The organism is Catenuloplanes nepalensis (genome assembly GCF_030811575.1).
Lineage (GTDB): Bacteria > Actinomycetota > Actinomycetes > Mycobacteriales > Micromonosporaceae > Catenuloplanes > Catenuloplanes nepalensis.
In genome coordinates this window covers 9417499-9429097 of the sequence record NZ_JAUSRA010000001.1, presented here as the reverse complement: position 1 = coordinate 9429097, position 11599 = coordinate 9417499, and the positions used below count along the sequence as shown (strand labels likewise).

General features: G+C 71.2%; 8 protein-coding genes and 3 tRNA genes. 2 read left to right on the top strand and 9 right to left on the bottom strand.

Annotated features, from left to right (window positions below):
• Positions 1-203: 203 nt before the first annotated feature.
• From J2S43_RS41095 to J2S43_RS41085, 3 genes are all read right to left on the bottom strand, one after another.
• Positions 204-279, bottom strand: a tRNA-Lys gene (locus J2S43_RS41095).
• Positions 280-483: 204 nt separating this feature from the next.
• Positions 484-1731, bottom strand: a complete 1248-nt coding sequence (locus tag J2S43_RS41090; protein WP_306838755.1) for a L,D-transpeptidase — start codon at positions 1729-1731, stop codon at positions 484-486.
• Positions 1732-2004: 273 nt separating this feature from the next.
• Positions 2005-3261: a L,D-transpeptidase gene (locus J2S43_RS41085; protein WP_306838753.1), complete on the bottom strand. Its 1257-nt coding sequence runs from the start codon at positions 3259-3261 to the stop codon at positions 2005-2007.
• Positions 3262-3471: 210 nt separating this feature from the next.
• Here J2S43_RS41085 and J2S43_RS41080 point away from each other — a divergent pair.
• Both J2S43_RS41080 and J2S43_RS41075 read left to right on the top strand, forming a co-directional pair.
• A tRNA-Lys gene (locus tag J2S43_RS41080) sits at positions 3472-3547 on the top strand.
• Between the two features lie 392 nt (positions 3548-3939).
• The gene (locus J2S43_RS41075) at positions 3940-4308 is read left to right on the top strand and encodes a hypothetical protein (RefSeq protein ID WP_306838751.1); all 369 of its coding nucleotides are present in this window, start codon (positions 3940-3942) and stop codon (positions 4306-4308) included.
• A 45-nt stretch (positions 4309-4353) separates the two neighbouring features.
• On the opposite strand, the gene J2S43_RS41070 is transcribed toward J2S43_RS41075, so the two are convergent.
• From J2S43_RS41070 to J2S43_RS41045, 6 genes are all read right to left on the bottom strand, one after another.
• A complete protein-coding gene (locus J2S43_RS41070) occupies positions 4354-6249 on the bottom strand; it encodes a hypothetical protein (RefSeq protein WP_306838749.1) in 1896 nt (631 codons plus the stop codon).
• Between the two features lie 109 nt (positions 6250-6358).
• A complete protein-coding gene (locus J2S43_RS41065; protein ID WP_306838748.1) occupies positions 6359-7561 on the bottom strand; it encodes a DUF1996 domain-containing protein in 1203 nt (400 codons plus the stop codon).
• A gap of 208 nt (positions 7562-7769) precedes the next feature.
• Positions 7770-7845, bottom strand: a tRNA-His gene (locus J2S43_RS41060).
• 85 nt (positions 7846-7930) lie between these two features.
• Complete coding sequence (gene orn, locus J2S43_RS41055) at positions 7931-8521, bottom strand: oligoribonuclease (protein WP_306838746.1); 591 nt, start codon at positions 8519-8521, stop codon at positions 7931-7933.
• Positions 8522-8751: 230 nt separating this feature from the next.
• Positions 8752-10692 carry a hypothetical protein gene (locus tag J2S43_RS41050; RefSeq protein ID WP_306838744.1) on the bottom strand — a complete coding sequence of 647 codons (1941 nt, stop codon included), beginning with the start codon at positions 10690-10692 and terminating at the stop codon, positions 8752-8754.
• 137 nt (positions 10693-10829) lie between these two features.
• Complete coding sequence (locus J2S43_RS41045; protein WP_306838742.1) at positions 10830-11591, bottom strand: YcnI family copper-binding membrane protein; 762 nt, start codon at positions 11589-11591, stop codon at positions 10830-10832.
• Positions 11592-11599: the final 8 nt, after the last annotated feature.

The window sequence follows — 11599 nt, the reverse complement described above, 5'->3', positions numbered from 1 at the left end:
GTACGGTTCTGTGAGGGCCCGGGGGTGAGATTCCCCCGGGCTACTCGGCGGCAGGGCGCCACCTGAGCTCACGTAGGACACGGCCCCATCTAATCAGACCGTGACGATCATCGCCCAGGAAACCTCGGGCCGAGCCAGTGAAACGATACATGGCACTAACAAAGATGCCGATTCAGATAAACGAGTCTGAATCGGCATCTCAATGGTGCGCCGCGTAGGACTTGAACCTACAACCCGCGGATTAAGAGTCCGCTGCTCTGCCAGTTGAGCTAGCGGCGCTCGTTCGGCAACGGAGGGAACGTTAGCACGCCGCTTCGGTGCGGCTCCAATCGGTTTCGCCCTTGCGCCACGCGGCGTGCAGGGAGGAGCGCCAGCGACGACCGGTGCCCGCGGGAGCACGCCCAACTCGGCCCGCCGGAAGCGGGTATATGGGTCTGGGTATGAAAGGGCCCCGTCACGGATTCCGTGACGGGGCCCGTGGACTCAGAGGGCGCTGAGGGCCTTGAAGTCGTCGTAGCTCATGTTCCAGACGGTCCAGCCGTCGCCGTTGACCAGCGGGACGCCGGTGTTCTTGACGATCAGGGGGTCGCCGAGCTTGGTCTGCTCGAAGAGCCACTTGCCGGCGTCCTGGGAGACGTTGACGCAGCCGTGCGAGACGTTCTCCCGGCCCTGGGAGGCGTTGGACCACGGGGCCGCGTGGATGAACTGGCCGCCCCAGGTGACGCGCTGCGCGTACTCCACGTCGACGCGGTAGGCGTCGTCGTCGCTGAACTGGCCGTACGTGTCGAAGGTGGTCTTGCGGAGCTTCTCCATGATGAGCATGGTGCCGCTGACCGAGGGGAACTTCGGCTGGCCGAGGCTGACCGGGAAGTCCTTGACCTTCTTGCCGTCCTTGATGACGGTCATGTGTTTGGTCTTGTTGTCGACCTCCATGATGAGCTGGGAGCCGATCTTGACGTTGACCTCGTAGTCGGTCTTGCCGAACCAGCCCTTGCCCATCTCGACGCCCGCGTGGTCGACGCCGTAGGTGATCTCCGTGCCGGCCTTCCAGTACTCCGCGGGGCGGAACTGGATCGAGTCGGCGCTCAGCCAGCCCCAGGTGCCCTCCTGCGGCGGGTTGGAGACGACCGTGAGGTGCTTCTCGACCTCGGCGCGGTACTCCTCCGGGATCTCCCGGCTGAACGACAGCATCAGCGGCATGCCGACGCCGACGGTCGCGCCCTCGCCCATGAAGCTGACCGTGCGGACCGTGTTCTTCGGCTCGCCCATGGTGGTGAACGTGCCGGTCATCGAGCCGGTCTTGCCGGACGCGTCGGTGCCGGTGTATTCCGTCGTGTACTTCGTGCCGTACGCCAGTTTCTTGTCCGGCACCCAGGTTTTGCCGTCCTCGGACAGCTTGCCCGCGACCGGCTCGCCCTTCGCGTTCTTCACGACGACCGCGCCGGAGACCGCGTTGACCAGGTCGAACGAGATGTCCGTGGTGATCGGTGCATCCTTGCTGCCCTCGGCCGGCGACTTGAGCGTCGCGCCGATCGGCACCGGGCTCTCCGTCGTGGCCACCGGGCCCGCGGAGGCGCCCGCGTCGTTGCTCTGCCAGGTGGGCGACGAGTCGCCGCTGCAGGCGCTGCCGAAGCCTATGACTCCGGCCAGGACGAGCGCGCCCAGAGCGCGCCGTCGTATGCGTGAGCCGGGCACACCCCAAGGTGCCCGCTCGAAACGGGTAGCGTGCATTGTCCCCTAACCCCAGGTCTCGATCCCGACGCCACTTGCCACACGTGGAACGGCGGACCCTGGTTGCACTCCGCGCAGAGGAGACACGCGCAGGCGCCCGGGGCCCTTCGGGCGGCCGGAGTGCACAGTCGCACTGCCCGCCAGGCCAGTAACGGTACCCGGAGAGGACATGATCACACACAGCCGAAAGGACGAACCGATCGTCGTAACAGCAACTTAATGGCGGGGCGACCAGTTACACAATGTCATGATTGCTGGTCGCCCCGCCGGTGCTCAGGACGGGCTGTTCGCGGGGGACGGCGTGACGTTCTTCAGATTGTCCGGAATCGGCAGCGCGGAGCCCTTGGTGAACTGCTCCCAGCTGACGTTCCAGGCGGTCCAGCCGTTGCCGTCGTCCAGCTTCACCCCGGTGCCGGTCACGGTCACCGGGTCGCCGATCAGCGTCTTGCCGAACAGCCACTGGCCGCCGTCCTGGGACACGTTCACGCAGCCGTGCGAGACGTTCTCCCGGCCCTGCGACGCGTTCGACCAGGGTGCGGCGTGGATGAACTGGCCACTCCAGGTCAGGCGCTGCGCGAACTCCACGTCCACCCGGTAGCCCTCGACCGGCCCGAACTGCTCGAACGTGTCGAAGACGGTCGCTTCTTTCTTCTCCATCACGACCATCACGCCGCTGGCGGACGGCATCTTCGGCTTGCCGAGGCTCACCGGCAGCGTCTTGGTGAGCTTGCCGTCCTCGTACACCTTCATCTGCTTGTCGGAGTTGTCGACCTGCATCTCGAACTTGCGCCCGATCTCCGCGGCCGCGGTCCGGTCGGTGTTGCCGTAGGTACCCGGCGCGGTCTCCAGGCCGCCGATCCCTATCCGCACGGTCAGCTTCGTGCCGGGCTGCCAGTACTCCGGCGCGCGGTAGTACGCCTGGCTGCCGCCCTTGACCCAGGACCACACGCCCGGCTGCGGCGGATCGGTCTGCACGAACAGGCGCTTCTCCACCGCGGCCCGGTGACTCTCCGGCACGCCCGGGATGAACTCGACCACGACCGGCATCGCCACGCCGTACTCACGGTCGTCGAACAGGTAGAGCCCGGTGCCGGTCTCGTTGCCGGGCCTGCCCATCGTGGTGAAGCTCGTGGTCCGCGTGATCGACTCGCCCGCGTCGCTCTTCGCGGTCACGGTCGCGGTGTAGGGGGCGTTGAACGCGAGCGTCTTCGCCGGCACCCAGGACGTGCCGTCCGCCCGCATCGCACCGGCCACCTTCTTGCCGGCGCCGTCCACCAGCTTGACCGTGTCGACCGCGCCGCCGGCCACGGCCGTCCCGATCTCCACGCTCGCCGGCTGGTTCCTCGCCCTGTCCTTCGGCGTGATCTCCAGCGCCAGCGGCACGGCCGGCGCGGTCGACGTCGCGACCGGCGGCGGGGGCGCGGCGGACGGCAGCGCGGCCTCCGCCGCCGTCTCGTCGTCGCTCCCACACGCCGCGAGCGCCAGGGGCATCATGATCGCCAGCGCCGCCACCAACGCGGTACGCCTCATCCGACCCGTCCTTTATGCATATTTGTCCCGCCATGGGTGTGTCTCGGGGCGGTTGATCCGCTGACCTGCCGAGATACGCGCCCCATCCTGCCCGACGATCGCAATCCCCGCATCGCCGCCGCGGCCGGTCACGTTGCGTAGGCCACACCCCGCCAACCGATTGGAAGCGCGCCGGAGGACCGTGCTAGTGTTCTCCCCGTTGCCGAACGAGCGCCGCTAGCTCAACTGGCAGAGCAGCGGACTCTTAATCCGCGGGTTGTAGGTTCAAGTCCTACGCGGCGCACCATTCAATCCCCTGAGCTAACAGCTTGGGGGATTTGCTTTTTATAACCATTGATATGCCCGCTTCCGGCGAGGGCTCAGCGTTTACTCCGGCTTAGGGGTGAGGGCCGGGGCGGCAGCAGGGGTGTGCCCCGCGGGCAACGGTCGTCGCCGGCGATCCTCCCTGCACGATCCGAGGCCGCAAGGACACAACCACGCCTCCGCATTCGGAATCAGCGAATGACAGTGGGCGGCTGTCCGTGGTGCCTGTCGCCAGCCGCACTCGAACTCCGGCCGGACGGTGTCGACGGCCGTCCGAGCGGCATGGAACGGCATGGAACGCCCTCAGGTACAGACGCATCGCGCGTCATCGCGCCGGCGTGCGGTACGCCGGCCGGTCCACTGCCAGGAGGGCACATGAATCGGAAACACCCGCTCGCTCGGAAGGCCGCGGCCCTCGCGTCCGCGGCGTGCTTCGGCCTCGCCGTGACCATGTCGGTCGCCTCCCCGGCGCAGGCGGCCAGCTGCACGCTGTCCATCGGCCCGCAGGAGAACGGCCGCTACCCGGTCTACGTCTCCTGCGACACCGCCGTCAACGGGGTCTTCGGCCTGTACGGCTCGGATGCCGTGTTCGACGACTTCCGCGGCGGCCCCTTCTACAGCGGCGCCCAGGTGCTGCGCGGGGTCCTCAATGAGGACGACACCATCTTCGACCGCCGGGACGAGATCTACGCCATCGTGGATCCGGGCAACATCCGGACCAACACCGTGTCGTACAACTTCTGACGGTGCGGAGGCCGGTGGGCCGATCGGCTCACCGGTTTCCCGGCACTACGACGGCGCGAGGTAGCAGCAGCGGATCCCGGTGCTGACTGTGGCGCGCAGATGCGCCCCGATCACTGGATCCGCGGCGGTGACCCGCTCCACGGCCCGGCGGATGGCCTTGCCGACCGCGATCCTGGCCCGCTCCTCGTTGCCCGCGAAGCGCCGGATCCGGCCGCTGAGCCCGGTGGCGGTGGACAGCTCGGCGAGCAGCCAGTCACGTTCGTCCCGGGCCCGGTCGCCACGTGGCTGCCCGTCGGAGTCGGCGATCTCCTCCTGCAGCGCGGTGAGGCGCCGCCGGTACTCGCGGATCGCCGTGTCGTCCAGCACCGGCTGCCGCGACCCCGCATCGGTGACGGCGTGGTCGGCGCGACCGGCGGCCAGCTCGGCGGCCGAGATCTCCCGCCCGGGGTTGGCCAGTAGTTCCGACAGATAGAGCATGCCCAGGCTGTGCTCGACCCAGGCGCTGCGCAGGCCCAGCTCGATCTGCCAGAGTCGGCCCGGGCGACGGGCGGTGAGCGGGCTTGCCCGGACCGCGGGCGGCATCGCCGGTGACTCGGGCAGCACCATGGCCAGCGCAGCGGCCTCGCCGACGGCGGTCGTCGCCTCCCGCTGGGCTTCCGCGGCGTCGCCCGGCGTGGATCGGCGGGCCAGCGCCTGCGCGAGCCGCGAGCGGGACAGCGTAGCGGCCGGCCGGTGCCCGAGCGCGAGGTTCGCCGGTACGGCAGCCCGCAGGTGGCCGACGGCACGGTCCAGGTCGCCGACGGTCAGCATGGCCATGCCCAGGGCATGCTCGACCGACCCGAAGCACACCACGCCGAGGCTGGCCGTGGCCGGCAACCGGGCGAACGGGCTGAGCAGTTCGTACGCCGTCGCCGCGACGTCCGCCTCGGCGAGCACGTAGGCGCACTCGACGACGCCGAACAGGGTGGCCAGCCACGTGCTGGAGCGCGGCAGCCGGTCGAGGCCGGTGCCGGACAGCCGGGCCAGCGCGGCCGCCGCACGCTGCCGGTCGCCGGCAGCCGCGGCGGCCATCGCCAGCCCGGCGTACAGCGAGTTGTCCTGCACGCTCAACGTCGGCGAGTCGGCCAGGTCGCCGAGCATCGGCAGCAGGTCACCGATCCGGCCCGCGTACCACGCGATGGCGATGAGGTGTCCCGCGTACCACCCGTCGGCGTCGGCGTCGCCCGCGGCCCGGCCGGCCTCAAGACAGGCCTGCGCCTGCGCCCGTGCCGCGGTGAAGCGGCCGGCGCGGATCGCACGCATCACCTCGATCGCGGCCACGACGAACCCGACGGCCAGGTTCGGGCGCCGGACGAGCAGTTCCCGCAGCTCCGCAAGGCTGCGTTCGGCGTGCGGGTCCGCGCCGGTGAACATGTCGGCGGTGCGCCACAGCAGCCCCATCGGCAGGTCACCCGGACGGTGCGTCCGGACGGCCCAGCCGACGAGCTCCTCGGCGAGCTGCCTGCGGATTCGGCCGTGGTCCGGTCCGAGCAGGCAGTGGTGGGCGAGGCTGAGCGCGTCCGCGACCGCGACCGGCTCGCCGGAACGTCTCGCCTCGGCCAGCATGCCCAGGGCCGCGGCGTGCTCGCCCGCGCGGTAGTCGGCCTCGGCCGCCAGCCGGATCCGCAGCCGCAGCGCGAGAACGGTGCCGGGCGTGACCGCGTCGAGTGCCTGCCGGAGCCGGAGCCGCACCTGCTCCGCACCAGCGTAGGTGCGGTGCTCGTGAACCCACAGGCCGCCCAGCCCGAGCGCGGCGACGGCCATCGCGTCGCCGTCCGCGTCGCGCTGCGCCGCCCGGTACGCCGCCTCGAACCGATCCCGGCCGGTGCTCAGGTCACCGTCTGTCCACAGTGACCGGAGCGCGCCGTCCAGCCCGGCCCGGCCCGGTGGAACCTCCGCCATGCCGCCGTCCCCCGCCCGCCGCCGGTCCCCGCACCTGCCGTGTGATCGTGCCGGGGCCGGGCGTACGGCCGGAAGGGTCCAGGCGGAAACCGGACATCCACCGCCGCCGCTACTTCAGATAGCCGTAGTTGTCGCAGGTGCGGCGCTGCTCGACGCAGTTCTTGGTGCGCTTGTTCATGGTGTCGACGTCCCACATCACGAACGCGTCGCCGTGCATGGAGGACGAGCTGCGGACGTCCTTGTCGGAGGCGAGGTAGTAGCCGGCCTGGCTGCCCTGGACGCCGTACTGGATGTCGAACGTGATCGCGGGGATCTTGACCGGGTGGCTGGCCGGGCAGGCGTTGTTCCAGCCGTACGCGACGTGGTCCTTGTGGTTGGGGCTGTCCAGGTGCCTGCCGTCCCAGCAGTCCGGGAACTGCAGGATGAAGTGCAGGTAGGCCTGCTTCTCGCAGATCGGCCAGTTGCCGTCGGTGCTGCGCGCGACGCCGTCCGCGTCGTGCCCGGGCTCCCAGTAGGCACAGTAGAACTGGCCGGTGGCACCGCGCGGCGTCGGCACCTTCTTCTTCGCGTCACCGGCGATCATGCGCAGGCCGTTCGGCATCGGCAGCTGCTTCGCGGAGTCGTTCATCAGCGAGCGGTAGTAAACCCGGAAGCCGGTCGGCTCGGCCGCCTTGTTCGTCCCGGCGTCGTAGAGCGTCGGCACCCAGTACGACGAGTGGTCCTGCTTCGGCTCGCACGTGGTGGCCGTGAACCGCACCAGGTCGTCCGCGACCGTACCCGCGTCGACGCCCTCGTTGCCGAAGAACGAGTGCATGTGCGAGGCGCCGGGCAGGCCGGGCGCGACGATCGGGTCGTCCGGCAGCGAGTGGCTGTACTCGCAGTCGGCCCGGAACTCCGGCAGGTTGCCGACGCTGGCCGGCGCCGGCTCGTACGACAGCGCCTGATACGCGTCGACCTGCGCCTTCCATGCCGCCGAATCGACCGCGATCCAGCCGGTCTTCGGGATCACCGGCTCCGGCGCGGCCTGCACGGGCTTCGCCGGCGCCACCGCGGACGGCGACGCGGACGCGGAGGCCGAGGCGGACGCGGACGGCGACGCACTCGGCGATCCGGTGGCACTGACCACGGTCGACGGCGAGGCCACGGTCGCGGCACCCGCCGGGTCCGGCTCGGCCGACGCGTCCGCCAGGGACACGGCAGCGGCCGCGACCGCGATCACCACGACGGCGACACCAGCACCGCTGGCGGCCAGGTTCCGCTTGTTCACGGCGAGCCGCCGCAGGAGGCCGGGACGCGGTGCAAGGTCAGACACGGATACTCCCACCGGAAGGACAGGACGAGCTGCCGCGGATGGTAGGCGTTTCCCGCCGGGACCCGTTAGGCCTTTAGACCCAGACGGCCCAGACGGCCCGGACGGTCCAGCCAGCCCGGCCAGCTCCCTCCGGCTCCCGTTGCCGGCCGCCGAAAATGGCGAAAGGCCCGACCGCTTTCGCGATCAGGCCTTTGACCTGCGTCTTACGTGGGGTGATCGACGGGACTTGAACCCGCGACCCCCGGGACCACAACCCGGTGCTCTACCAGCTGAGCTACGACCACCATGCTTTCCACCCGAACCATCGGCCCGTGTGGGGTGCTGACCAATGATAGCCACACCCCTCGGGCGGCCGTCGAGCGGGTTACCTCAAAGCTGTGCCGCGATGGCCTTGGCGGTCTCGACGTCCGGGCCGGGGGCCGGGACGAAGATCGCGCGGCGGTAGTACTCCAGCTCGCGGATGCTCTCCTTGATGTCGGAGAGCGCCCGGTGGGACAGGCCCTTGGCGGGCTGGCCGAAGTAGGTACGCGGGAACCAGCGGCGGGCCAGCTCCTTGATCGAGGAGACGTCGATCATGCGGTAGTGCAGGTGGGCGTCGAGGCGGCGCATGTCCCGGGCGAGGAAGCCGCGGTCGGTCGCGATCGAGTTGCCGCACAGCGGGGCGGAGCGCGGGTCCGGCACGAACTGCGTCACATACTCCATGATCAGGTCTTCGGCCTCGGCCATCGTGACCGTGGAGGCGCGGACCTCCTCGGTGAGGCCGGACTTCGCGTGCATGTCACGCACCACGTCCGGCATGCTGGCCAGCGCGGCGTCGTCGGCGTGGATCACCACGTCGACCCCCTCGCCGAGCACCTGAAGGTTGGGGTCGGTAACCAGGGCCGCCACCTCGATCAGGGCGTCCTTGCCCAGATCCAGCCCGGTCATCTCGCAGTCCACCCACACCAGAAGATCAGCCACGACGACAGCCTACGCGCAGCGCTGCGTCGTCGGCGCTGCGTGAGGCAGAGATTCCGGCTTCTCGGCCGGTGCTCGCGTTGTAGCAGATCATCATCCAGAGGGACATATCTGGTCGGATACCGCCCAAATCCCTAAACTGACTCTTAACACAGCAAGACCCCCGCGATGCCCCACCGTTCCCCCGGTGAAGCGGCCCTCCACCCGGAGTGGAGGGCCGCTCGACGTGCCGCCTAGCGCGCCTGCCGCACCTCACCGTCGACCGCCTTCCGGCGACGCCCGGCCCGCGGCGCGGGAGCCGCAACATCAAGATCAAGGGCACCATTCGCGGGTACGGCCGACGACTCCCCCGGCCCGGCCGCCTGAGTACTCGCCCCTCCACCGTCGCGGTCCGCGACTCCCCGGGCCACCGGCGTACCGCCGCCTCCCCGCCCTTCCACACTCCCGTCTCCGTCGGCGACGCCCGCCGCCGGTTCCTTCCGGCGCGGCTGACGCTTGACCGTCGCCACCTCGGCCGCCACCCCGCCGACCGCCACCCCGCCGGCCGGCGCTACCCCGGCTAGCGCTACCCCGGCCGCCGCCGCGAGGGCTGCCTCACCCGGTGCCGGCCCATCCGCCGGAACGTGCGGCACCGCACCGGCTGGTGCCGCAGGCGGTGCCGCAGGCGGTGCCGCCTCCGCGGTGGACTCGGGCATCCCCACCGCGTCCCTGCGACGCGGCGCGCGCCGCGTGTCCGATGTGCGCTTGACCGGCGTCCTCGCCGCCCCCACGGGCTGCGCCTTCGCTCGCTTTCGCGGCGCGGCGACGATCTCCGCGGTGTCCGGCTCCGCGGCCGCTCCCGGGTCCGCCCCGGCCTGCCCGGCCTGCCCGGCCTGCCCGGCCTGTGCGACCGTCGGCCGACCGGATGGGCCGGTCTGCCTGGTCATGCCGATGGTGGCGGGAATCGGCGGGCTGGTGCTCTCGGCTGTGTCGCGGGTCAGCGGTGGCCAGGTCAGCTGAGGCGAGACCGGCGGGCGGGGACCGGTCCAGCCCTTCGGCTCCGCCGCGGTACCGACCGCCCGGCCGGCGCTGGTGTCGCCCGGACCCGCGGGCACGGCGAGCGACGTGGTCACCTCGTCCCCGCTCTCCGCCGACGCCGCGTCCGCGAGCGTCGCCGGCCGCTGGGCGGCGTCCGTGTCCGTCATCACACCATCCACCGACAGGTTCCCGGCCGACACGACAGAACCGGCCGGCACCACAGCACCGGCGGACACGACAGAACCGGCTGGCACGACCGGATCGACCGACGCGACAGACCCGGCCCGCACGGCGGGACCCGCCGACACGACGGAACCGGCCGGTGCCGGCTGGGTCGAGGGTGTGGTGCGGGACCACAGGTCGGCGGTCTTGGCCGGGCGGCGGGGGCGGCCGGTGATCCGGGTGATGAGCAGGCCGTCGTCCGCGGCGTGGATGACGGAGGCGTGGGAACTGAGCCGGGCCGCGACGTCCGGGAGGCGGTCCGGCTCGACGACGTAGACCAGTTCGCGCGGGCGGGCCGGCCACGCCAGCACGACCATGCCCGCGATGATCAGCAGCAGGGCGCCGCCGAGGCCGCCCCAGGTCGCGGCCGTGAGCCAGCGGGGGCGCAGCTCCGCGGTGATCGAGACGGTTCCGGCCGGCCGGCCGTCCGTGGTCATGACGACCAGCGCGAGGCCGCGATCGCGGATCTCGTCGGCGGTCCAGCTCAGGTCGCCGACGCCGGAGCGGGTCCAGAAGGTCTGACGTCCGGGGTCCGCGGCGGGCCGCCGGGTACCGGCGACCGTGCCGGCCCGCACCGGCAGCGGGCCCCGGCTGAGCGCGAGCTGCTCGACCCGGGTGTGCCGCGCGGCCCGGAGGTATCCGGTGGCGTCCGCGGTGGGCGCGAGCCCGACGAACGCGGGCCCGCCGTCGGTCGCGGCGGCGATCCGGACCGCGGTGCCGCTCGCGCGGGCGAACGTGGCGTCGCGGCGGAGCAGCCCGTCGAGGTCCTCGATGATCAGTGCCTGGCCGGGTACGTCGAGTCGTTCCAGCTCGGCCCGGAACGCGCCGCCGGGGTCCCGATGCTGGCCGACGGTCCACAGCCCACCGGCGGCGAGCAGGATCGGCAGTCCCGCGGTGAGCAGCAGCATTCCGGCGATCATGCGGATGATGCGCATCGGCTTCCCCCTTTGCCCCGTTATCGGACCATACAAGGCGAAACACCCGCATCAGCCACATCGACACGGCTCAGATAGCGCCGAAAGCACGACGGCCCGACCCCGTCACCGGGAATCGGGCCGCCACCGACGGCGAGTCAGACGCTCTTCGTGCCGTCCGCCTGGGCAGAGGCCGCCGGGCCGGAGGCCGCCGGTGCCGGGCGCGGGCCGCTTCGGGTGAATGCCAGGCCGCCGAGCAGCAGCCCGAGCAGGCCGGCGATCAGCCCCGCGATCGCGATCCCCAGCGCCGGGCCGGAGTCCGCGGAGGACTCGGACGAGGCCACCGGCTCGGCCACCGGGGCCTCCGAAGCGGCCGCGGCCGTCAGCGTGAGCACCGGCGCCGGGCTCTCCGGCTCCTCGCCGCCCGCGACCGGCTCGTCGATCCAGCGCACGATCTCGCCGTCCGAGTACGTCTGCAGCGCCTTGAAGACCAGCTGCCCGGTCTCGGGCAGCGGGCCGAGCGAGACCGGGAACTCCTGGAACGTGCCGGGCGTGATCCGCGAGTTCTCGTCCGCGGCGGTCCAGGTGATCTTCTTGACCACCTCGGCGATCTCCGCGCCGTGCGCGGTCACCGGCGTGGCCGGCGCGCCCTTCTCGATCGCGACGGTCCAGCCCGGCACCGGCTTGGTGGAGACCGAACCGATCGGCGCGTCCTCCGGCAGGAAGATCTCGACCTTGGTGGTGGACTCGGTGTCGCTCTCGTTCGGCACCCGGAAGTCCACCTTGGCGTACCCGCCCTGGGTGGCCTCCCTGGGGTTGACCGTGACGTGCGCGGACGCCGGCCCGGCGAACGCGAGTACGCCGACGGCCGTGGCGCCGAGGCTGAGCAGTGCCGCGCGGGCGGCGGTACGGGGAGACATGGCTGTCC